Raw genomic sequence first — 19,785 nt, forward strand, 5'->3', positions numbered from 1 at the left:
CAATCGGTACAACCAACTACGCAGCTCGTCTGAAAGAATTGACAGACAAGGGTTACGAAGTGGTGAACGATGAGTTCGCAGGACCTAAGACCTTCGATAATGACGATAAGAAGGATCAAACCTTCACCGTTACTCTTCGTCAAGCTGTAGTACCATTTGATCCAAATAATCCACCGAAACCAAACGATCCAATGGATCCTAAGAATCCGGATGGACCTAAGTGGACAGATGATAAGATCAAGTCAGCTCAACAAGAAGCAGTGAAAGAATTGAGCCGTACGATCACTTACGTATACGAAGATGGCAAAGAAGCAGCACCAAGCTTCACAGACAGCGCTAAATTCACGCGTATTCTGAAAGTCAACGTCGTAACGAAAGAAATCGTAGAAAAAGGCGCATGGACATCACACGATGACGTGATCAAGGGACAAACTTCACCAGACATCAAGGGTTACGTAGCAGATAAAGCTAGCGTAGCAGATGTGAAAGTTACAGCAGACTCAGCTAAACCAGCAGATGAAGTCGTAACTTACAAGAAGGCTGATCAAAAAGCAACCATCACCTTCGTAAACCAAGCTAAGAAAGAATTGGCGAAAGTTTCAGAAGGCGGTAAGTCAGGTGAACCAATTAGCCGTGACCAATACCTTGCGAAGTTGAAAGAATTGACTAACCAAGGTTACAAGGTTGTGAACGATGAGTTCAAGGATCCACAAAACTTTGATGATGATGCAAGCAAGGACCAAAACTTCACTGTTCAATTGGAAGAAAGTGTAGTACCATTTGATCCAAACAATCCACCGAAACCAAACGATCCAATGGATCCTAAGAATCCGGATGGACCTAAGTGGACAGATGATAAGATCAAGTCAGCTCAACAAGAAGCAGTGAAAGAATTGAGCCGTACGATCACTTACGTATACGAAGATGGCAAAGAAGCAGCACCAAGCTTCACAGACAGCGCTAAATTCACGCGTATTCTGAAAGTCAACGTCGTAACGAAAGAAATCGTAGAAAAAGGCGCATGGACATCACACGATGACGTGATCAAGGGACAAACTTCACCAGACATCAAGGGTTACGTAGCAGATAAAGCTAGCGTAGCAGATGTGAAAGTTACAGCAGACTCAGCTAAACCAGCAGATGAAGTCGTAACTTACAAGAAGGCTGAAGTACCGCCAACTCCGGTACCACCAGCTCCTACCCCAGCTCCTGCCCCAGCACCAGCTCCGAACAAGCCAGTAGAACCACGAGTTCCTAGAACTGCTGTTCTGCCAAATACAGGTGAGGAATCATCTTCTGCGGCGGTACTTGGCTTGGGAATTGCTGCAGCACTTGCTGGTATTAGCTTGATTAAACCTAGATTGAGAGAAGAGGAAGAATAATTTATCTTGTCTTGATGGTTAATCAATGAAGAGTTGAAAGCTATTAGATGTCAACTCTGAGAAACGATAACTTCTTAACGAAGTTATCGTTTTTTTTTGATACAATGCTAATGGATTTCTGTCAATAGTAGTAGCTGATATCAAATTAAGCAGAAGAGAGAATCAGAGTGATTCTCCCTCTTTTATAATATTCAAAATAACGAAAATTTTACGTTTACAGTTTTGAAGTTTCAAAGTACAAAATTTTGTATTCAAGCAACCAGCTTACCTTGTGTTTGTTCGAAGTTCAAAATGGCAAGGTGAATAAAATCTTGGTGATTTGATCTCTCAAGCAATTGAAATTACGATAGTGAATGATTTACCATTTAAGCAGCATAATGAATTTTCCACTAGAACATAGGTAATGATCAAATTTTTTAATGTGATAGATGTTCAAAAATAGATGAAGAAATCAGGTTTGGGACAAATTTTTCTTTTTTTTTCGAATAGATAAATAAGGAGATAAAATGATAAGACAAGAAGAGTATGAGTTTATGCTAGAATTTCAAACAAGTAGTTTACACCGATTTCGTGAAATTGAACGTTTCGCTGAGTTAGATAAGAAGTTAAGGAAATATCAATCACCAGCTGACATTCCTCTAAGTTTTTGATATACTAAAACAGATAAACTTAGAGGAGAAGATGAATGAACGTATATGGAAAAAATGATGAGGGAGCAGCTACTTACCCCTATGAACAACAGTTTGAAGCAGTTCAAGAGGAGGATTTACAACTAAATCAAGATGCTACTAAAACAAGTGGTTCTCCATTTTTTAGTATCTTAATTTGGAGCCTATTTGCTACAGTCATCTCGGGTGTGGTACCCTTTATCTTTGGTCTGGTGAGTCCCCAACAAATGCAAGACTTTTATACTGGTTGGGCATTGCACCAGAATGGCCAAATTTACACAGACTATTATGGCTCAAACGGACTGCTTTATTATTTACTAATATATCTTTCTCAAGGGAGCATTCTATTTGCATTGGCGGAGTGGGTAGCATTGTTTGGTGCTGGTTTTTTTCTATTCAAATCTGCAAATACATTGACAGGTCAAAGAGGTCAAGCTAGACAATTATTGGCTATTTTCTATCTTCTTGTAGCCAGTCTGGGATTTGGTGGTAGCTATGCTGTGATTGTAGCGATGCCCTTCTTGTTTTATGCTTTTAGCTTGATAGCTGACTATCTGGAGAATCCAATCAATGACAAAGGATTTTTGCTCGTTGGGATGAGTTTAGCATTAGCATTCTTTTTATCTCCTATCCCTACACTTTTATTTGCCCTTGCCCTCGCATTGATGTTGTTTGGATTTAATATTGTCAAGCGTCGATTTGTTCATGGTTTGTATCAATTTTTCGCATCAGCTTTAGGGTTTTCTACCATTTTTTATCCGATTGGCTACTATACAGTAGTGACAGGAACTTTTGGCGATGCGATAAGTCATACCTTGTATCCAGTAGCAACTCTTGGATTGCTTTCAAATACCAAGTTGATTGATAACGCAGCTTTTTATGGCTCGTTAGCCCTTGCCTTAGGATTGTTGACATTGATTGTTTCAGGGATTGTTCAATCTAAGCCAGCCAAACAATTTGCTATCTCAATAGGCGCTAATTTAGGTTTATTAGTAACTCTTGCTCTGTTAATTCTTTCAAAGGAACCTTTGCATGGCTCGCGTTTAGCAGCGATTTTACCCTTTATGACATTATTATTGCTAATCAGCGTCAAAGAAGGGAGTCCTGAATGCATCAGTCGTAGTAGACGAAGAGTCCGCTCTTCATCACTCTTTAGTCGCTACCTTAAAGGAAATTTCTATCTGCCACTAGTCGCGATTATTTATTTGATTTCTCTACCCCTTTTGAGTCGCTATATTTCGCATCCAAGTACTTATCAGGAACGCGAGCAGCTTGCTAGTTTGGTCAAGCAGCAAACGAGCTCTGAAGATCGTGTCTATGCTTGGGATGATCGTCCAGATTTCTACCAAGCAAGTGAACGTCTGGCACCAAGCTCTCTAGTGACACCAACACTCTATACTGCAAGCGACGAGAATAAAACGAAACTAGTCAATGACTTGAAAGAAAATCAACCGAAGATGATTTTGGTCAATCAAAAGGTTGCCTTGTGGTCGGATGTAGAGAGCCTACTTAGTGAAAAATACGAGCTTGTTCAGACGGATAGTAAGGAATTCAAGCTTTATAAATCTAAATAGCAAATCAATATCTTGTGTATTTTTAAAAATTTTCGAATTTTTAACACAAGATATTGATTTTTCTTTTTAGAGTGGTATAATATCATTTAAGAAGAAAAATAGAAAAGAGCATGGATATGATTGTATTAGAAGAAAACCTTGCAACCGTTCCCACTTTGTTCGTTGAAAAACGAGATGGTAGACGTGTAGTGTTTGATATAGACAAGATTGACAAAGCTCTCCACAAGGCGGCTGACAAAGTCATGGATGTGACACCCCTGGTCGAAAAACGTCTAAATGGACTGCTTGAGCGTATTGTTGCGGAAATTCACAGTCGTTTCCCTCAAGGTGTCAAGATTTACGAAATTCAGAATGTCGTAGAACATGAACTCCTTGAAGCCAAAGAATATGCGCTAGCTGAGGAGTATATCACTTATCGGACACAAAGGGATTTTGAGCGCTCAAAAGCGACAGATATCAACTTTAGCATTCATAAACTTCTCAACAAAGACCAGGCAGTTGTCAATGAAAATGCCAATAAAGACAGTGATGTCTTTAATACCCAACGTGATTTGACAGCAGGGATTGTGGGGAAATCAATCGGACTGCAAATGCTTCCTAAGCACGTAGCCAATGCTCACCAAAAAGGGGATATCCACTATCATGACTTGGATTACAGCCCCTATACTCCGATGACCAACTGCTGTTTGATTGATTTTAAAGGCATGTTGGAAAATGGTTTTAAGATTGGCAATGCAGAGGTAGAGAGACCCAAGTCTATCCAGACTGCGACAGCTCAGATTTCACAAATCATCGCAAATGTTGCTTCTAGCCAGTACGGGGGCTGTTCAGCTGACCGTATTGATGAAGTCTTGGCACCTTACGCGGAGAAGAATTACCAAAAACACCTCAAGGATGCAGAAGAATGGGTCTTGCCTGAAAAACGAGAAGATTATGCTTGGAAGAAAACCCAAAAAGACATCTACGATGCCATGCAATCTCTTGAGTATGAAATCAACACCCTCTTCACTTCAAATGGACAAACACCTTTTACTTCGCTAGGTTTCGGTCTAGGAACCAATCGTTTTGAGCGTGAAATTCAAAAAGCTATCTTGACTATTCGTATCAAGGGTCTTGGTTCAGAACACCGTACAGCTATCTTCCCTAAACTCATCTTTACGCTAAAAAGAGGACTCAACTTAGAGGAAGGTTCACCAAACTACGACATCAAACAGTTGGCCCTCGAATGTGCAACCAAGCGGATGTACCCAGATGTCTTGTCCTATGATAAGATTATCGAGTTGACAGGTTCCTTCAAGGTACCTATGGGCTGCCGTTCTTTCCTCCAAGGTTGGAAAGATGAAAATGGTGTTGAGGTCAATTCAGGTCGGATGAATCTAGGTGTTGTAACGGTCAATCTGCCTCGTATTGCCCTCGAGTCAGAAGGGGATCTGAATAAGTTCTGGGAAATCTTCAACGAGCGGATGAATATCGCGGAAGATGCCTTGGTTTACCGTGTGGAAAGAACCAAGGAAGCAACACCAGCGAATGCCCCTATCCTCTATCAGTACGGAGCTTTCGGACGCCGTCTGGGAAAAGAAGAGAGCGTTGACCAGCTCTTCAACAATCGCCGTGCGACAGTTTCGCTGGGCTACATCGGTTTGTACGAAGTGGCTACAGTCTTCTTTGGAAACAGATGGGAAAGCAATCCAGAAGCCAAGGAATTCACGCTGGATATCATTCGCGATATGAAACGTCGAGTGGAAGAGTGGTCTGACCAATATGGTTACCATTTCTCTATCTACTCCACACCGTCTGAAAGTCTGACAGACCGCTTCTGTCGCTTGGACACAGAGAAGTTCGGCTCTATTCCTGACATCACGGACAAGGAATACTACACCAACTCTTTCCACTACGATGTCCGGAAAAATCCAACACCGTTTGAAAAACTGGATTTTGAAAAAGTTTATCCAGAAGCAGGCGCGTCAGGAGGATTTATCCACTATTGTGAGTATCCAGTTCTTCAACAAAATCCTAAAGCCTTGGAAGCTGTTTGGGACTATGCCTATGACCGAGTTGGTTATCTAGGAACCAATACTCCGATTGATCGTTGCTACAAGTGTGATTTTGAAGGGGATTTTGAACCAACTGAACGAGGATTTGCTTGTCCAAACTGTGGGAATAGCGACCCTAAAACAGTAGACGTGGTCAAACGTACGTGTGGTTATCTGGGCAATCCTCAAGCACGTCCAATGGTTAATGGACGCCACAAGGAAATCGCTGCGCGTGTCAAACACATGAACGGTTCAACCATTAAAACAGCCGGACATGAAGTAACAAATTAGAAGGAAATGGAATGGGGAAATACCAATTAGACGATAAGGGACGCGCACAAGTGACCCGTTATCACGAGAAACACTCGAAAGGTGGTGGAGCAGGTAAAAAAGAACGCTTGCTCAACCTCAGAGAACAGTTTTTAAACAAGAACAAGAAAAAATAAAAGTGAGAGTCCGCTCTCGCTTTTCTCTTAGCAGGAGGTAAGGATGGAATTACGTAGACCAAGTTTGGAAGATAAAGAAGCGATTTTAGAGATGATGGCAGAGTTTGAACAGACTCAATCAGCCCACGATGGTGGGTTTTGGAACGCCAACAATTTTGTTTATGAAGAGTGGCTAGAAGAAAATCTTCAAGCGGAAGCGGGACTCAATATTCCTGAAAACTGGGTTCCTGCTATCCAGCTGGTTAGTTTTGACGTAGCAGGCCAGGCTCTTGGCTTTCTCAACCTTCGTCTCCGATTAAATGACTACTTACTAGAAAATGGGGGCCATATCGGCTACTCCATCCGCCCGTCTGAAAGAGGCAAAGGTTATGCCAAAGAAGCTCTCCGACAAGGCTTGCAAGTAGCCAAGCAAAAGAATATCAAAAAAGCGCTTGTGACCTGCAGTGTGGAAAATCCGGCTAGCAGAGCCGTCATTCTTGCAAATGGAGGTCTTATTGAGGATGTTCGCAATGGCGTAGAACGTTACTGGATAGATTTGGAGTAAAAGGATGACATGGAATACACCAAAACCAGGTGAATGGAAAAGTGAGGAGCTTAGTAAAGGGCGGATCATTGATTACAAGGCCTTTAACTTTGTCGATGGAGAAGGCGTGCGCAACTCTCTCTATGTCGCAGGTTGCATGTTTCACTGCGAGGGGTGCTATAATGTTGCGACTTGGTCTTTCAACGCAGGCATTCCCTATACGGCAGAATTAGAAGAACAAATCATGGAAGACCTTGCCCAACCCTATGTTCAAGGATTGACCCTGCTAGGAGGAGAGCCCTTCCTTAATACGGGCATTCTCTTGCCGCTCGTTAAACGTATTCGAAAGGAACTGCCAGACAAAGACATCTGGTCCTGGACGGGCTACACTTGGGAAGAAATGATGCTGGAAACTCCAGATAAACTGGAACTCTTATCATTGATTGACATCCTTGTCGATGGACGGTATGATAAAAGCAAGCGCAATCTTATGCTCCAGTTTCGAGGTTCGTCCAATCAACGGATTATCGATGTGCAAAAATCCCTCAAAAGTGGGCAAGTGGTGATTTGGGACAAGCTTAATGACGGAAAAGAAAGCTATGAACAGGTGAAGAGAGAATGAAGAAAAAAGACCTGATGGAACAACTGGTTTCAGAGATCGAAACGGGAAGAATTAGGACGCTGGGGATCTACGGTCATGGGGCTTCAGGTAAATCAACCTTTGCACAGAAATTATATCAAGCCCTAGATTCTACTACAGTAAATTTACTAGAAACAGATCCCTATATCACCTCAGAACGTCACCTGATAGTACCAAAGCAAGCACCAGATCAAAAGGTGACAGCTTGTCTGCCAGTGGCGCATGAACTGGCAAGTTTACAGAGAGATATTCTTGCTTTGCAGGCAGGTATGGATGTCTTGACAATCGATGAACCTTGGAAGGCTAGCGAGGTCTTGTCTGGAGCAAAGCCGATTCTTATTGTTGAAGGGATGTCTGTGGGTTTTCTACCGAAGGAACTCTTTGACAAAACCATCTGTTTCTACACGGATGAGGAGACCGAATTAAAGAGGCGCTTAGCTCGAGATACGACTATGAGAAATCGCGATGCATCTTTTGTATTAGCTAGCCATCAGATGAGACGGGAGCAGTATCTGCGATACTATAGAGAAACCGAGTCTAAAGCGGACATTTTAGTAGATCGATCAGAAGATACATTCAAGGTCAAAATGACACACATTATATAGAAGAAAAGGTAGTTTTTTATAGATATAAATCCGTAATCTTGGAAAGATGAAAAGGGAAAACAGTTTCATCCCCAAAAAACGAAAAAAAGCTCACAAATCCCTTGCAATCGTAGGGGCTTTGTGTTATTCTATTATGGTGCTGTAAATTACAGCCTTAGCTTTGATGCAAGAGGTTGCGACACGCTCGGTTGCATTGCCACGCAACGCGCGTCGGTTTTCTTGTGGAGCTAGCCTATTATCTTAAATAGACGAAAAGGAGAAAAAGATGGCAAACAAAAAAATCCGTATCCGTTTGAAAGCTTACGAACACCGTACGCTTGACACAGCGGCTGCAAAAATCGTAGAATCAGCTACTCGTACAGGTGCACAAGTTGCGGGTCCAATCCCACTTCCAACTGAACGTAGCCTCTACACAATCATTCGTGCGACTCATAAATACAAAGACTCTCGCGAACAATTTGAAATGCGTACACACAAACGTTTGATCGATATCGTTAACCCAACTCAAAAAACAGTTGATGCGTTGATGAAATTGGATCTTCCAAGTGGTGTAAACGTAGAAATCAAACTTTAATCTAAAATATAAAAGAGCAGAGGCTGGTGTTTCAATTTAATTGAACACGGGCTAAATTCGGTGTGAAAAAAGATAAAATTCCTAGTGTCTGTTAGACACTGCGTCAGTTTCCTATTTTCACTTTGAGTTTGACGCCCTTTGTATCTTAGACTTGAGCATAAAAAACGCTCGTTAAAAACTTTTTGAATAAAAAATATAGAAAAGGAACTACTTTCTCATGACAAAAGGAATCTTAGGGAAAAAAGTGGGAATGACTCAAATCTTCACTGAAGCTGGCGAATTGATCCCTGTAACAGTTATTGAAGCAACTCCAAACGTTGTTCTTCAAGTTAAAACTGTTGAAACAGACGGATACAACGCTATCCAAGTTGGTTTCGATGACAAACGCGAAGTATTGAGCAACAAACCTGCTAAAGGACATGTAGCGAAAGCTAACACGGCTCCTAAGCGCTTCATTCGTGAATTCAAAAACGTTGAAGGCTTGGAAGTTGGTGCTGAAATCACAGTTGAAACATTCGCAGCTGGAGACGTTGTTGACGTAACTGGTACTTCTAAAGGTAAAGGTTTCCAAGGTGTTATCAAACGCCACGGACAATCACGTGGACCAATGGCTCACGGTTCTCGTTACCACCGTCGTCCAGGTTCTATGGGACCTGTTGCACCTAACCGCGTATTCAAAGGTAAAAACCTTGCAGGACGTATGGGTGGTGACCGCGTAACAATTCAAAACCTTGAAGTTGTACAAGTTGTTCCAGAAAAGAACGTTATCCTTATCAAAGGTAACGTACCAGGTGCTAAGAAATCTCTTATCACTATCAAATCAGCAGTTAAAGCTGGTAAATAATAAAGAAAGGGGAAATCAGTCACAATGGCAAACGTAACATTATTTGACCAAACTGGTAAAGAAGCTGGCCAAGTTGTTCTTAACGATGCAGTATTTGGTATCGAACCAAATGAATCAGTTGTGTTTGATGTGATCATCAGCCAACGCGCAAGCCTTCGTCAAGGAACACACGCTGTTAAAAACCGCTCTGCAGTATCAGGTGGTGGACGCAAACCATGGCGTCAAAAAGGAACTGGACGTGCTCGTCAAGGTTCTATCCGCTCACCACAATGGCGTGGTGGTGGTGTTGTCTTCGGACCAACTCCACGTTCATACGGCTACAAACTTCCACAAAAAGTTCGTCGCCTAGCTCTTAAATCAGTTTACTCTGAAAAAGTTGCTGAAAACAAATTCGTAGCTGTAGACGCTCTTTCATTTACAGCTCCAAAAACTGCTGAATTTGCAAAAGTTCTTGCAGCATTGAGCATCGATTCTAAAGTTCTTGTTATCCTTGAAGAAGGAAATGAATTCGCAGCTCTTTCAGCTCGTAACCTTCCAAATGTGAAAGTTGCAACTGCTACAACTGCAAGTGTTCTTGACATCGCAAATAGCGACAAACTTCTTGTCACACAAGCAGCTATCTCTAAAATCGAGGAGGTTCTTGCATAATGAATTTGTATGATGTTATCAAAAAACCTGTTATCACTGAAAGCTCAATGGCTCAACTTGAAGCAGGAAAATATGTATTTGAAGTTGACACTCGTGCACACAAACTTTTGATCAAGCAAGCTGTTGAAGCTGCTTTCGAAGGTGTTAAAGTTGCCAACGTTAACACAATCAACGTAAAACCAAAAGCGAAACGTGTTGGACGTTATACTGGTTTTACTAACAAAACTAAAAAAGCTATCATCACACTTACAGCTGATTCAAAAGCAATCGAGTTGTTCGCTGCTGGAGCTGAATAATCTAAGGAGGAAATATCGTGGGAATTCGTGTTTATAAACCAACAACAAACGGTCGCCGTAATATGACTTCTTTGGATTTCGCTGAAATCACAACAAGCACTCCTGAAAAATCATTGCTTGTTGCTTTGAAGAGCAAGGCTGGTCGTAACAACAACGGTCGTATCACTGTTCGTCACCAAGGTGGTGGACACAAACGTTTCTACCGTTTGGTTGACTTCAAACGTAACAAAGACAACGTTGAAGCAGTTGTTAAAACTATCGAGTACGATCCAAACCGTTCTGCAAACATCGCTCTTGTACACTACACTGACGGTGTGAAAGCATACATTATCGCTCCAAAAGGTCTTGAAGTAGGTCAACGTATCGTTTCAGGTCCAGAAGCAGATATCAAAGTCGGAAACGCTCTTCCACTTGCTAACATCCCAGTTGGTACTTTGATCCACAACATCGAGTTGAAACCAGGTCGTGGTGGAGAATTAGTTCGTGCAGCTGGAGCTTCTGCTCAAGTATTGGGTCAAGAAGGTAAATACGTTCTTGTTCGTCTTCAATCTGGCGAAGTTCGTATGATTCTTGGAACTTGTCGTGCTACAGTTGGTGTTGTCGGTAACGAACAACATGGACTTGTAAACCTTGGTAAAGCAGGACGTAGCCGTTGGAAAGGTATCCGCCCAACAGTTCGTGGTTCTGTAATGAACCCTAACGATCACCCACACGGTGGTGGTGAAGGTAAAGCACCAGTTGGTCGTAAAGCGCCATCTACTCCATGGGGCAAACCTGCTCTTGGTCTTAAAACTCGTAACAAGAAAGCGAAATCTGACAAACTTATCGTTCGTCGTCGCAACGAGAAATAATAGTAAACTAGTCGCCTAAGCAACTAGGAAATCCGCCAGCTCGGTAGCGCTCCATGTGAGCGCAAGCCGCTGTGGTACAACATTTAAAGGAGAAAATATAAAAATGGGACGCAGTCTTAAAAAAGGACCTTTCGTCGATGAGCATTTGATGAAAAAAGTTGAAGCTCAAGCTAACGACGAAAAGAAAAAAGTTATCAAAACTTGGTCACGTCGTTCAACGATCTTCCCAAGTTTCATTGGTTACACTATCGCAGTTTATGACGGACGTAAACACGTACCTGTTTACATCCAAGAAGACATGGTAGGTCACAAACTTGGTGAATTTGCACCAACTCGTACTTACAAAGGTCACGCTGCAGACGACAAGAAAACACGTAGAAAATAAGGAGAACATAAATGGCAGAAATTACTTCAGCTAAAGCAATGGCTCGTACAGTACGTGTTTCACCTCGTAAATCACGTCTTGTTCTTGACAACATCCGTGGTAAAAGCGTAGCCGATGCTATTGCAATCTTGACATTCACACCAAACAAAGCTGCTGAAATCATCTTGAAAGTTTTGAACTCAGCTGTAGCTAACGCTGAAAACAACTTTGGTTTGGACAAAGCTAACTTGGTAGTATCTGAAGCATTCGCAAACGAAGGACCAACTATGAAACGTTTCCGTCCACGTGCGAAAGGTTCAGCTTCACCAATCAACAAACGTACAGCTCACATCACTGTAGCTGTTGCAGAAAAATAAGGAGGTAAAATCGTGGGTCAAAAAGTACATCCAATTGGTATGCGTGTCGGCATCATCCGTGATTGGGATGCCAAATGGTATGCTGAAAAAGAATACGCGGATTACCTTCATGAAGATCTTGCAATCCGTAAATTCGTTCAAAAAGAACTTGCTGACGCAGCAGTTTCAACTATCGAAATTGAACGCGCAGTAAACAAAGTTAACGTTTCACTTCACACTGCTAAACCAGGTATGGTTATCGGTAAAGGTGGCGCTAACGTTGATGCACTCCGTGCAAAACTTAACAAATTGACTGGAAAACAAGTACACATCAACATCATCGAAATCAAACAACCTGATTTGGATGCTCACCTTGTAGGTGAAGGAATTGCTCGTCAATTGGAGCAACGTGTCGCTTTCCGTCGTGCACAAAAACAAGCAATCCAACGTGCAATGCGTGCTGGAGCTAAAGGAATCAAAACTCAAGTATCAGGTCGTTTGAACGGTGCAGATATCGCCCGTGCTGAAGGATACTCAGAAGGAACTGTTCCACTTCACACACTTCGTGCAGATATCGATTACGCTTGGGAAGAAGCAGATACTACATACGGTAAACTTGGTGTTAAAGTATGGATCTACCGTGGTGAAGTTCTTCCAGCTCGCAAAAACACTAAAGGAGGTAAATAACCAATGTTAGTACCTAAACGTGTTAAACACCGTCGTGAATTCCGTGGAAAAATGCGCGGTGAAGCAAAAGGTGGAAAAGAAGTAGCATTCGGTGAATACGGTCTTCAAGCTACAACTAGCCACTGGATCACTAACCGCCAAATCGAAGCTGCTCGTATCGCCATGACTCGTTACATGAAACGTGGTGGTAAAGTTTGGATTAAAATCTTCCCACACAAATCATACACTGCTAAAGCTATCGGTGTGCGTATGGGATCTGGTAAAGGGGCGCCTGAAGGTTGGGTAGCACCAGTTAAACGTGGTAAAGTGATGTTTGAAGTTGCTGGTGTATCTGAAGAGATCGCTCGCGAAGCGCTTCGTCTTGCTAGCCACAAATTGCCAGTTAAATGTAAATTCGTAAAACGTGAAGCAGAATAAGGAGAAGGCATGAAACTTAATGAAGTAAAAGAATTTGTTAAAGAACTTCGTGGTCTTTCTCAAGAAGAACTCGCGAAGCGCGAAAACGAATTGAAAAAAGAATTGTTTGAACTTCGTTTCCAAGCTGCTACTGGTCAATTGGAACAAACAGCTCGCTTGAAAGAAGTTAAAAAACAAATCGCTCGTATTAAAACAGTTCAATCTGAAGCGAAATAATAGACTAGGGAAGGAGAAATTTCAATGGAACGCAATAATCGTAAAGTTCTTGTTGGACGTGTTGTATCTGACAAAATGGACAAGACAATCACAGTTGTAGTTGAAACAAAACGTAACCACCCAGTCTATGGTAAACGTATTAACTACTCTAAGAAATACAAAGCACATGATGAAAACAATGTTGCCAAAGAAGGTGATATCGTACGTATCATGGAAACTCGTCCGCTTTCAGCTACAAAACGTTTCCGTCTTGTAGAAGTTGTTGAAGAAGCGGTCATCATCTAATCAAACCTGAAAGGAGAAAACTGAAATGATTCAAACAGAAACTCGTTTGAAAGTCGCAGACAACAGCGGTGCACGCGAAATCTTGACTATCAAAGTTCTTGGTGGTTCTAAACGTAAATTTGCGAACATCGGTGATGTCATTGTGGCATCTGTAAAACAAGCTACTCCTGGTGGTGCGGTTAAAAAAGGTGACGTTGTAAAAGCTGTTATCGTTCGTACTAAATCAGGTGCTCGTCGTGCTGATGGTTCATACATCAAATTTGACGAAAACGCAGCAGTTATCATCCGTGAAGACAAAACTCCTCGCGGAACACGTATCTTTGGCCCAGTTGCACGTGAATTGCGTGAAGGTGGCTTCATGAAGATCGTGTCACTTGCTCCAGAAGTACTTTAATTGGTTGCTCAAAGAAAATTAAAACAAGTCTAGGAAGTAAGACGAAAGCATAACTTAAGTTAGGTGAGTTGAAACTGACGAAGGATTGCTTTGATTTTCGCAGAGCAAAAACAAACAAACTAGTCCCCTAGCTTGAAGCTAGGGTGCCCCTATGGGCGTAAGAAAAATCAAGGAGAAACCTAATGTTTGTAAAAAAAGGCGACAAAGTTCGCGTAATCGCTGGTAAAGATAAGGGAACAGAAGCTGTTGTCCTTACTGCCCTTCCAAAAGTAAACAAAGTTATCGTTGAAGGTGTAAACATCGTTAAGAAACACCAACGTCCAACTAACGAGCTTCCTCAAGGTGGTATCATCGAGAAAGAAGCAGCTATCCACGTATCAAACGTTCAAGTTTTGGACAAAAACGGTGTAGCTGGTCGTGTTGGTTACAAATTTGTAGACGGTAAAAAAGTTCGCTACAACAAAAAATCAGGCGAAGTGCTTGATTAATCACGAAGGAAAGGAGAAGTATAATGGCAAATCGTTTAAAAGAAAAATATCTTAATGAAGTAGTTCCTGCTTTGACAGAACAATTCAACTACTCATCAGTGATGGCTGTGCCTAAAGTAGATAAGATCGTTTTGAACATGGGTGTTGGTGAAGCTGTATCAAACGCTAAAAGCCTTGAAAAAGCTGCTGAAGAATTAGCACTTATCTCAGGTCAAAAACCACTTATCACTAAAGCTAAAAAATCAATCGCCGGCTTCCGTCTTCGTGAAGGTGTAGCGATCGGTGCAAAAGTTACCCTTCGTGGTGAACGTATGTACGAATTCTTGGACAAATTGGTTTCAGTTTCACTTCCACGTGTACGTGACTTCCACGGTGTTCCAACAAAATCATTTGATGGACGCGGAAACTACACACTTGGTGTGAAAGAACAATTGATCTTCCCAGAAATCAACTTTGATGACGTTGACAAAACTCGTGGTCTTGACATCGTTATCGTAACAACTGCTAACACTGACGAAGAGTCACGTGCATTGCTTACAGGCCTTGGAATGCCTTTTGCAAAATAATATAGGAGGTAAATCTAATGGCTAAAAAATCAATGATTGCTAAGAACAAACGTCCAGCGAAGTTCTCTACTCAAGCTTATACTCGTTGTGAAAAATGTGGTCGCCCACATTCAGTTTACCGCAAATTTAAACTTTGCCGTGTTTGCTTCCGTGAATTAGCTTACAAAGGACAAATCCCTGGTGTAACAAAAGCATCTTGGTAATTTAAGATATCAAGGGCGTCAAAACTCCAAGTGAAAATAGGAAACTTGACGAAGAAACTGAAGTTTCTAGGAAAGTTTATCTTTTTCACATAGAGTTTAGCCCGGGTTCAGTTGGGCTTGCCAATTTGAACACGAGCTACAGCTTTGGCAAAAAAGACCAATTTTCTTTGGAGTATCGCTCCTGCATCAAATTGCCTATTTTTGCTCTTGCTGTTACGCTCTTTGTATCATGTATTAACTAGCAAGTGCAACTTGCAAACTACTAGTAAGAGGAGAACAATAAAATGGTTATGACTGACCCAATCGCAGACTTCCTAACTCGTATTCGTAACGCTAACCAAGCAAAACACGAAGTACTTGAAGTACCTGCATCAAACATCAAAAAAGGGATTGCTGAAATCCTTAAACGCGAAGGTTTTGTTAAGAACGTAGAAATCATCGAAGATGACAAACAAGGCATCATCCGTGTGTTCCTTAAATACGGACCAAACGGTGAAAAAGTTATCACTAACTTGAAACGTGTTTCTAAACCAGGACTTCGTGTCTACAAAAAACGTGAAGATCTTCCAAAAGTTCTTAACGGACTTGGAATCGCTATCCTTTCAACTTCTGAAGGTTTGCTTACTGACAAAGAAGCTCGCCAAAAGAATGTTGGTGGTGAGGTTATCGCTTACGTTTGGTAAAATCAAGATACAAAGAGCGTCATGGGCAATGTGAAAATAGGAAATCTGACAAAGAGTGTTAACACTCTAGGAAGATTTGTCTTTTTCACACAGACCATAGCTCGTGTTCAATTTAGCTGATTTACTGATCAGCTAAATAGAGAGTAAATTAGTTTAGGAGAAAAAGATGAAAGCTAATGAATTGAATGAAAAACTTATTGTTGCAGAAGACGCTTTGGCTGAATTGTCAAAAGATGACCTTGTATCTCTTTTATGTGAAATTGGTTATAGTCCTGCGGCTATTGATGTATTGACAGAATATCAGGAGTTTGTCAAAGCTTTTCGAAAGAAACTAGGTTTGCTCTAATCCGAATGCCCCCCGTGAAAACTGGCTGTAATGGCCTGACAATCTAACAGGAGAAAATAAACATGTCACGTATTGGTAATAAAGTTATCGTGTTGCCTGCTGGTGTTGAACTCACTAACAATGACAACGTAGTAACTGTAAAAGGACCTAAAGGAGAGCTTACTCGTGAGTTCTCAAAAGATATTGAAATCCGTGTGGAAGGTACTGAAGTAACTCTTCACCGTCCAAACGATTCAAAAGAAATGAAAACTATCCACGGAACTACTCGTGCCCTTTTGAACAACATGGTTGTTGGTGTATCAGAAGGATTCAAGAAAGAACTTGAAATGCGCGGGGTTGGTTACCGTGCACAACTTCAAGGAAACAAACTTGTCTTGGCTGTAGGTAAATCTCATCCAGACGAAGTTGAAGCTCCAGAAGGAATTACTTTTGAACTTCCAAACCCAACAACAATCGTTGTTAGCGGAATTTCAAAAGAAGCAGTCGGTCAAACAGCTGCTTACGTACGTAGCCTTCGCTCACCAGAACCATATAAAGGTAAAGGTATCCGTTACGTTGGCGAATACGTTCGTCTTAAAGAAGGTAAAACAGGTAAATAATGTTGAGTGGTTGATTTTCAACCACCTACCTATTTTCCAACTTTGTGCATAGCACACGATTTAAAACTAAAGAGGTGAAAACTGTGATTTCTAAACCAGATAAAAACAAACTCCGCCAAAAACGCCACCGTCGCGTTCGCGGAAAACTCTCTGGAACTGCTGATCGCCCACGTTTGAACGTATTCCGTTCTAATACAGGCATCTACGCTCAAGTGATTGATGACGTAGCGGGTGTAACGCTCGCAAGTGCTTCAACTCTTGACAAAGAAGTTTCAAAAGGAACTAAAACTGAACAAGCCGTTGCTGTCGGTAAACTCGTTGCAGAACGTGCAAGTGCTAAAGGTATTTCAGAAGTGGTGTTCGACCGCGGTGGATATCTATATCACGGACGTGTGAAAGCTTTGGCTGATGCAGCTCGTGAAAACGGATTGAAATTCTAATAGGAGGACACTAGAAAATGGCATTTAAAGACAATGCAGTTGAATTTGAAGAACGCGTAGTTGCTGTCAACCGTGTTACAAAAGTTGTTAAAGGTGGACGTCGTCTTCGTTTCGCAGCTCTTGTTGTTGTTGGTGACCACAATGGCCGCGTAGGATTTGGTACTGGTAAAGCTCAAGAAGTTCCAGAAGCAATCCGCAAAGCAGTAGAAGATGCTAAGAAAAACTTGATTGAAGTTCCTATGGTTGGAACAACAATCCCACACGAAGTTCTTTCAGAATTTGGTGGAGCTAAAGTATTGTTGAAACCTGCTGTAGAAGGTTCTGGAGTTGCCGCTGGTGGTGCAGTTCGTGCCGTTGTGGAATTGGCAGGTGTGGCAGATATTACATCTAAATCACTTGGTTCTAACACTCCAATCAACATTGTTCGTGCAACTGTTGAAGGTTTGAAACAATTGAAACGCGCTGAAGAAGTTGCTGCCCTTCGTGGTATTTCAGTTTCTGATTTGGCATAAGAAAGGGGATAAAATGGCTCAAATTAAAATTACTTTGACTAAGTCTCCAATCGGACGCATTCCATCACAACGTAAAACTGTTGTAGCACTTGGACTTGGCAAATTGAACAGCTCTGTTATCAAAGAAGATAACGCTGCTATCCGTGGTATGATCACTGCAGTATCTCACTTGGTAACAGTTGAAGAAGTAAACTAATGAATTTTTAGGGGATGTGGCAATACTCATCCCCTAAAACTAGATATAGTCATCTAAGATGACGAATGTATAGGCGAGTTGATAAGGGAGACAACCTTTTCTCTCTTATCGGCGCTAGCATTTTACAAAAGAGGAGAAAATAACAATGAAACTTCATGAATTAAAACCTGCAGAAGGTTCTCGTAAAGTACGTAACCGTGTTGGTCGTGGTACTTCATCAGGTAACGGTAAAACATCTGGTCGCGGTCAAAAAGGTCAAAAAGCTCGTAGCGGTGGCGTAGTTCGCCTTGGTTTTGAAGGTGGACAAACTCCATTGTTCCGTCGTCTTCCAAAACGTGGATTCACTAACATCAACGCTAAGGAATACGCAATTGTAAACCTTGACCAATTGAATGTCTTTGAAGATGGTACTGAAGTTACTCCAGTTGTTCTTATCGAAGCAGGAATTGTAAAGGCTGAAAAATCAGGTGTTAAAATTCTTGGTAACGGTGAGTTGACTAAGAAATTGTCTGTGAAAGCAGCTAAATTCTCTAAATCAGCTGAGGAAGCTATCACTGCTAAAGGTGGTTCAGTAGAAGTCATCTAAGAGAGGTGACCTATGTTTTTTAAATTATTAAAAGAGGCTCTCAAGGTTAAACAAGTTCGATCAAAAATTCTCTTTACGATTTTTATCATTCTTGTTTTCCGTGTTGGGACTAGTATTACTGTTCCGGGGGTGAATGCAAAAAGTTTAGAAGCTCTCAGTGGTTTATCTTTCTTAAACATGCTTAGTCTTGTTTCAGGGAATGCCATGAAGAACTTCTCCGTTTTTGCACTTGGTGTAAGTCCGTACATCACTGCTTCTATCGTTGTCCAATTGTTACAAATGGATATTTTACCAAAGTTTGTAGAATGGGGCAAACAAGGAGAAGTAGGTCGAAGAAAATTGAACCAAGCGACTCGCTATATTGCGCTTGTACTTGCTTTTGTACAATCAGTGGGTATTACAGCTGGTTTTAACACTCTTTCGGGTGCGAAGTTATTGACAACTGACCTTACACCACAAGTTTTTGTTACGATTGGTATTATTCTTACTGCTGGAAGTATGATTGTGACTTGGCTAGGGGAACAAATTACTGATAAGGGATATGGTAATGGAGTGTCTATGATTATCTTTGCAGGGATTGTAGCCTCAATCCCAGAGATGATTCATAGTATCTATGTTGACTATTTTGTCAATGTTCCAAGTAGTCGTTTGAATTCGTCTATAATCTTTGTCGCTATCCTAGTCGTCGCTGTTTTGTTGATTATCTATTTTACAACTTATGTACAGCAAGCAGAATATAAAATTCCAATTCAATATACAAAACTTGCTCAAGGTGCTCCATCCAGCTCTTATCTTCCTTTGAAGGTTAATCCTGCTGGTGTTATCCCAGTTATCTTTGCAAGCTCGATTACAGCTGCGCCAGCAGCCATCTTCCAATTTGTAAGTGCCATGGGTTACAACGCATCTTGGGTACGAACAGCCCAGTCGCTTCTTGCGACAACAACCATTAGTGGTATCTTTACCTATGCTCTCTTGATTATTCTCTTTACTTTCTTTTATACATTTGTACAAATAAATCCTGAAAAAACAGCAGAGAATTTACAAAAGAGTGGAGCCTATATCCATGGTGTTCGCCCAGGTAAAGGTACTGAAGAGTTTATGTCAAAACTTCTTCGTCGCCTTGCAACCGTTGGCTCCCTTTTCCTAGGGGTCATTTCCATCATGCCAATTGTAGCAAAAGATGTTTTTGGACTTTCAGAAGCCGTTGCTTTTGGGGGAACTAGCCTTTTGATTATCATTTCGACAGGAATTGAGGGAATCAAACAGTTGGAAGGTTATCTATTGAAACGAAAATATGTTGGTTTTATGAATACAACAGAATAGAAGCAAATCTTGTTCGACAGAGAATAAGATGGCTCAGAGA

Annotated in this window: 31 protein-coding genes; all 31 read left to right on the top strand. The window is 41.4% G+C overall.

The window, feature by feature from the left end:
- Nucleotides 1–1,382 (top strand): mucin-binding protein (locus tag K1I97_RS07415; RefSeq protein ID WP_223351607.1); only part of this gene is annotated, 1,382 nt, incomplete at its 5' end.
- A gap of 506 nt (nucleotides 1,383–1,888) precedes the next feature.
- Nucleotides 1,889–2,032, top strand: coding sequence for a hypothetical protein (locus K1I97_RS07420; protein ID WP_223332070.1), 144 nt, complete (start codon nucleotides 1,889–1,891; stop codon nucleotides 2,030–2,032).
- A gap of 35 nt (nucleotides 2,033–2,067) precedes the next feature.
- Nucleotides 2,068–3,624: a damage-inducible protein CinA gene (locus K1I97_RS07425; protein ID WP_223332069.1), complete on the top strand. Its 1,557-nt coding sequence runs from the start codon at nucleotides 2,068–2,070 to the stop codon at nucleotides 3,622–3,624.
- A gap of 116 nt (nucleotides 3,625–3,740) precedes the next feature.
- Nucleotides 3,741–5,948 (top strand): anaerobic ribonucleoside-triphosphate reductase, encoded by a 2,208-nt coding sequence (gene nrdD / locus K1I97_RS07430; protein ID WP_223332068.1) that lies wholly within the window; start codon nucleotides 3,741–3,743, stop codon nucleotides 5,946–5,948.
- Between the two features lie 11 nt (nucleotides 5,949–5,959).
- Nucleotides 5,960–6,103 (top strand): hypothetical protein, encoded by a 144-nt coding sequence (locus K1I97_RS07435; protein ID WP_223332067.1) that lies wholly within the window; start codon nucleotides 5,960–5,962, stop codon nucleotides 6,101–6,103.
- Between the two features lie 43 nt (nucleotides 6,104–6,146).
- On the top strand, nucleotides 6,147–6,647 hold the full coding sequence (locus tag K1I97_RS07440) for a GNAT family N-acetyltransferase (protein WP_223332066.1): 501 nt from the start codon (nucleotides 6,147–6,149) through the stop codon (nucleotides 6,645–6,647).
- A gap of 4 nt (nucleotides 6,648–6,651) precedes the next feature.
- Entirely contained in the window at nucleotides 6,652–7,248 is a 597-nt protein-coding gene (nrdG, locus tag K1I97_RS07445) for an anaerobic ribonucleoside-triphosphate reductase activating protein (protein ID WP_000220155.1), read from the top strand.
- On the top strand, nucleotides 7,245–7,871 hold the full coding sequence (locus K1I97_RS07450) for a uridine kinase family protein (protein WP_223332065.1): 627 nt from the start codon (nucleotides 7,245–7,247) through the stop codon (nucleotides 7,869–7,871). Before nrdG ends, K1I97_RS07450 begins: the two co-directional genes overlap by 4 nt.
- A gap of 265 nt (nucleotides 7,872–8,136) precedes the next feature.
- Nucleotides 8,137–8,445 carry a 30S ribosomal protein S10 gene (gene rpsJ, locus K1I97_RS07455; RefSeq protein ID WP_001284513.1) on the top strand — a complete coding sequence of 103 codons (309 nt, stop codon included), beginning with the start codon at nucleotides 8,137–8,139 and terminating at the stop codon, nucleotides 8,443–8,445.
- 217 nt (nucleotides 8,446–8,662) lie between these two features.
- Nucleotides 8,663–9,289 (top strand): 50S ribosomal protein L3, encoded by a 627-nt coding sequence (gene rplC, locus K1I97_RS07460; RefSeq protein WP_000160197.1) that lies wholly within the window; start codon nucleotides 8,663–8,665, stop codon nucleotides 9,287–9,289.
- Between the two features lie 24 nt (nucleotides 9,290–9,313).
- Nucleotides 9,314–9,937, top strand: a complete 624-nt coding sequence (gene rplD, locus K1I97_RS07465; RefSeq protein WP_000024537.1) for a 50S ribosomal protein L4 — start codon at nucleotides 9,314–9,316, stop codon at nucleotides 9,935–9,937.
- Complete coding sequence (locus K1I97_RS07470; protein ID WP_223332064.1) at nucleotides 9,937–10,233, top strand: 50S ribosomal protein L23; 297 nt, start codon at nucleotides 9,937–9,939, stop codon at nucleotides 10,231–10,233. Before rplD ends, K1I97_RS07470 begins: the two co-directional genes overlap by 1 nt.
- A gap of 17 nt (nucleotides 10,234–10,250) precedes the next feature.
- Nucleotides 10,251–11,084: a 50S ribosomal protein L2 gene (gene rplB, locus K1I97_RS07475; RefSeq protein WP_000512910.1), complete on the top strand. Its 834-nt coding sequence runs from the start codon at nucleotides 10,251–10,253 to the stop codon at nucleotides 11,082–11,084.
- 103 nt (nucleotides 11,085–11,187) lie between these two features.
- Nucleotides 11,188–11,469: a 30S ribosomal protein S19 gene (gene rpsS, locus K1I97_RS07480; RefSeq protein WP_000533766.1), complete on the top strand. Its 282-nt coding sequence runs from the start codon at nucleotides 11,188–11,190 to the stop codon at nucleotides 11,467–11,469.
- Between the two features lie 11 nt (nucleotides 11,470–11,480).
- Nucleotides 11,481–11,825 carry a 50S ribosomal protein L22 gene (gene rplV, locus K1I97_RS07485; protein WP_000818137.1) on the top strand — a complete coding sequence of 115 codons (345 nt, stop codon included), beginning with the start codon at nucleotides 11,481–11,483 and terminating at the stop codon, nucleotides 11,823–11,825.
- A gap of 12 nt (nucleotides 11,826–11,837) precedes the next feature.
- Complete coding sequence (gene rpsC, locus K1I97_RS07490) at nucleotides 11,838–12,491, top strand: 30S ribosomal protein S3 (RefSeq protein ID WP_000529936.1); 654 nt, start codon at nucleotides 11,838–11,840, stop codon at nucleotides 12,489–12,491.
- 3 nt (nucleotides 12,492–12,494) lie between these two features.
- On the top strand, nucleotides 12,495–12,908 hold the full coding sequence (gene rplP, locus K1I97_RS07495; protein WP_000960948.1) for a 50S ribosomal protein L16: 414 nt from the start codon (nucleotides 12,495–12,497) through the stop codon (nucleotides 12,906–12,908).
- Nucleotides 12,909–12,917: 9 nt separating this feature from the next.
- The gene (rpmC, locus tag K1I97_RS07500) at nucleotides 12,918–13,124 is read left to right on the top strand and encodes a 50S ribosomal protein L29 (RefSeq protein ID WP_000772918.1); all 207 of its coding nucleotides are present in this window, start codon (nucleotides 12,918–12,920) and stop codon (nucleotides 13,122–13,124) included.
- 24 nt (nucleotides 13,125–13,148) lie between these two features.
- Nucleotides 13,149–13,409 (top strand): 30S ribosomal protein S17, encoded by a 261-nt coding sequence (rpsQ, locus tag K1I97_RS07505; protein ID WP_000440801.1) that lies wholly within the window; start codon nucleotides 13,149–13,151, stop codon nucleotides 13,407–13,409.
- A gap of 25 nt (nucleotides 13,410–13,434) precedes the next feature.
- The gene (rplN, locus tag K1I97_RS07510) at nucleotides 13,435–13,803 is read left to right on the top strand and encodes a 50S ribosomal protein L14 (protein WP_000616548.1); all 369 of its coding nucleotides are present in this window, start codon (nucleotides 13,435–13,437) and stop codon (nucleotides 13,801–13,803) included.
- Between the two features lie 182 nt (nucleotides 13,804–13,985).
- Complete coding sequence (gene rplX / locus K1I97_RS07515) at nucleotides 13,986–14,291, top strand: 50S ribosomal protein L24 (RefSeq protein WP_000497691.1); 306 nt, start codon at nucleotides 13,986–13,988, stop codon at nucleotides 14,289–14,291.
- A gap of 23 nt (nucleotides 14,292–14,314) precedes the next feature.
- Nucleotides 14,315–14,857, top strand: a complete 543-nt coding sequence (gene rplE, locus K1I97_RS07520; protein ID WP_000013542.1) for a 50S ribosomal protein L5 — start codon at nucleotides 14,315–14,317, stop codon at nucleotides 14,855–14,857.
- Nucleotides 14,858–14,874: 17 nt separating this feature from the next.
- Nucleotides 14,875–15,060, top strand: coding sequence for a type Z 30S ribosomal protein S14 (locus K1I97_RS07525; RefSeq protein WP_001085697.1), 186 nt, complete (start codon nucleotides 14,875–14,877; stop codon nucleotides 15,058–15,060).
- Nucleotides 15,061–15,344: 284 nt separating this feature from the next.
- Nucleotides 15,345–15,743, top strand: a complete 399-nt coding sequence (rpsH, locus tag K1I97_RS07530) for a 30S ribosomal protein S8 (RefSeq protein ID WP_000245504.1) — start codon at nucleotides 15,345–15,347, stop codon at nucleotides 15,741–15,743.
- A 166-nt stretch (nucleotides 15,744–15,909) separates the two neighbouring features.
- The gene (locus K1I97_RS07535) at nucleotides 15,910–16,089 is read left to right on the top strand and encodes a hypothetical protein (RefSeq protein WP_129325872.1); all 180 of its coding nucleotides are present in this window, start codon (nucleotides 15,910–15,912) and stop codon (nucleotides 16,087–16,089) included.
- Nucleotides 16,090–16,151: 62 nt separating this feature from the next.
- Entirely contained in the window at nucleotides 16,152–16,688 is a 537-nt protein-coding gene (rplF, locus tag K1I97_RS07540) for a 50S ribosomal protein L6 (protein WP_084971906.1), read from the top strand.
- Nucleotides 16,689–16,771: 83 nt separating this feature from the next.
- Complete coding sequence (gene rplR / locus K1I97_RS07545) at nucleotides 16,772–17,128, top strand: 50S ribosomal protein L18 (protein ID WP_004251098.1); 357 nt, start codon at nucleotides 16,772–16,774, stop codon at nucleotides 17,126–17,128.
- Between the two features lie 17 nt (nucleotides 17,129–17,145).
- Nucleotides 17,146–17,640 (top strand): 30S ribosomal protein S5, encoded by a 495-nt coding sequence (rpsE, locus tag K1I97_RS07550; protein WP_125394927.1) that lies wholly within the window; start codon nucleotides 17,146–17,148, stop codon nucleotides 17,638–17,640.
- Nucleotides 17,641–17,653: 13 nt separating this feature from the next.
- Nucleotides 17,654–17,836, top strand: a complete 183-nt coding sequence (gene rpmD, locus K1I97_RS07555; protein WP_000057241.1) for a 50S ribosomal protein L30 — start codon at nucleotides 17,654–17,656, stop codon at nucleotides 17,834–17,836.
- 145 nt (nucleotides 17,837–17,981) lie between these two features.
- Nucleotides 17,982–18,422 carry a 50S ribosomal protein L15 gene (gene rplO, locus K1I97_RS07560; RefSeq protein WP_223332063.1) on the top strand — a complete coding sequence of 147 codons (441 nt, stop codon included), beginning with the start codon at nucleotides 17,982–17,984 and terminating at the stop codon, nucleotides 18,420–18,422.
- 12 nt (nucleotides 18,423–18,434) lie between these two features.
- Nucleotides 18,435–19,745, top strand: coding sequence for a preprotein translocase subunit SecY (secY, locus tag K1I97_RS07565; RefSeq protein ID WP_223332062.1), 1,311 nt, complete (start codon nucleotides 18,435–18,437; stop codon nucleotides 19,743–19,745).
- Nucleotides 19,746–19,785 lie beyond the last annotated feature (40 nt).

This window comes from Streptococcus oralis (genome assembly GCF_019929345.1).
Taxonomy (GTDB): Bacteria; Bacillota; Bacilli; order Lactobacillales; family Streptococcaceae; genus Streptococcus.

Excerpts from the sequence above, each read along its gene's own strand:
- K1I97_RS07435 (WP_223332067.1), top strand. The coding sequence starts at position 5,960 with ATGGGGAAATACCAATTAGACGATAAGGGACGCGCACAAGTGACCCGT.
- K1I97_RS07425 (WP_223332069.1), top strand. The coding sequence starts at position 2,068 with ATGAACGTATATGGAAAAAATGATGAGGGAGCAGCTACTTACCCCTAT.
- nrdG (WP_000220155.1), top strand. The coding sequence starts at position 6,652 with ATGACATGGAATACACCAAAACCAGGTGAATGGAAAAGTGAGGAGCTT.
- K1I97_RS07470 (WP_223332064.1), top strand. The coding sequence starts at position 9,937 with ATGAATTTGTATGATGTTATCAAAAAACCTGTTATCACTGAAAGCTCA.
- rplV (WP_000818137.1), top strand. The coding sequence starts at position 11,481 with ATGGCAGAAATTACTTCAGCTAAAGCAATGGCTCGTACAGTACGTGTT.
- rplO (WP_223332063.1), top strand. The coding sequence starts at position 17,982 with ATGAAACTTCATGAATTAAAACCTGCAGAAGGTTCTCGTAAAGTACGT.
- rpsJ (WP_001284513.1), top strand. The coding sequence starts at position 8,137 with ATGGCAAACAAAAAAATCCGTATCCGTTTGAAAGCTTACGAACACCGT.
- secY (WP_223332062.1), top strand. The coding sequence starts at position 18,435 with ATGTTTTTTAAATTATTAAAAGAGGCTCTCAAGGTTAAACAAGTTCGA.
- rplE (WP_000013542.1), top strand. The coding sequence starts at position 14,315 with ATGGCAAATCGTTTAAAAGAAAAATATCTTAATGAAGTAGTTCCTGCT.
- rplP (WP_000960948.1), top strand. The coding sequence starts at position 12,495 with ATGTTAGTACCTAAACGTGTTAAACACCGTCGTGAATTCCGTGGAAAA.
- rplN (WP_000616548.1), top strand. The coding sequence starts at position 13,435 with ATGATTCAAACAGAAACTCGTTTGAAAGTCGCAGACAACAGCGGTGCA.
- K1I97_RS07535 (WP_129325872.1), top strand. The coding sequence starts at position 15,910 with ATGAAAGCTAATGAATTGAATGAAAAACTTATTGTTGCAGAAGACGCT.
- rpsH (WP_000245504.1), top strand. The coding sequence starts at position 15,345 with ATGGTTATGACTGACCCAATCGCAGACTTCCTAACTCGTATTCGTAAC.
- rplD (WP_000024537.1), top strand. The coding sequence starts at position 9,314 with ATGGCAAACGTAACATTATTTGACCAAACTGGTAAAGAAGCTGGCCAA.
- rplX (WP_000497691.1), top strand. The coding sequence starts at position 13,986 with ATGTTTGTAAAAAAAGGCGACAAAGTTCGCGTAATCGCTGGTAAAGAT.
- rpmD (WP_000057241.1), top strand. The coding sequence starts at position 17,654 with ATGGCTCAAATTAAAATTACTTTGACTAAGTCTCCAATCGGACGCATT.
- K1I97_RS07440 (WP_223332066.1), top strand. The coding sequence starts at position 6,147 with ATGGAATTACGTAGACCAAGTTTGGAAGATAAAGAAGCGATTTTAGAG.
- rpsQ (WP_000440801.1), top strand. The coding sequence starts at position 13,149 with ATGGAACGCAATAATCGTAAAGTTCTTGTTGGACGTGTTGTATCTGAC.
- rpsE (WP_125394927.1), top strand. The coding sequence starts at position 17,146 with ATGGCATTTAAAGACAATGCAGTTGAATTTGAAGAACGCGTAGTTGCT.
- K1I97_RS07525 (WP_001085697.1), top strand. The coding sequence starts at position 14,875 with ATGGCTAAAAAATCAATGATTGCTAAGAACAAACGTCCAGCGAAGTTC.
- K1I97_RS07420 (WP_223332070.1), top strand. The coding sequence starts at position 1,889 with ATGATAAGACAAGAAGAGTATGAGTTTATGCTAGAATTTCAAACAAGT.
- nrdD (WP_223332068.1), top strand. The coding sequence starts at position 3,741 with ATGATTGTATTAGAAGAAAACCTTGCAACCGTTCCCACTTTGTTCGTT.
- rpsS (WP_000533766.1), top strand. The coding sequence starts at position 11,188 with ATGGGACGCAGTCTTAAAAAAGGACCTTTCGTCGATGAGCATTTGATG.
- rpmC (WP_000772918.1), top strand. The coding sequence starts at position 12,918 with ATGAAACTTAATGAAGTAAAAGAATTTGTTAAAGAACTTCGTGGTCTT.
- K1I97_RS07450 (WP_223332065.1), top strand. The coding sequence starts at position 7,245 with ATGAAGAAAAAAGACCTGATGGAACAACTGGTTTCAGAGATCGAAACG.
- rplC (WP_000160197.1), top strand. The coding sequence starts at position 8,663 with ATGACAAAAGGAATCTTAGGGAAAAAAGTGGGAATGACTCAAATCTTC.
- rplF (WP_084971906.1), top strand. The coding sequence starts at position 16,152 with ATGTCACGTATTGGTAATAAAGTTATCGTGTTGCCTGCTGGTGTTGAA.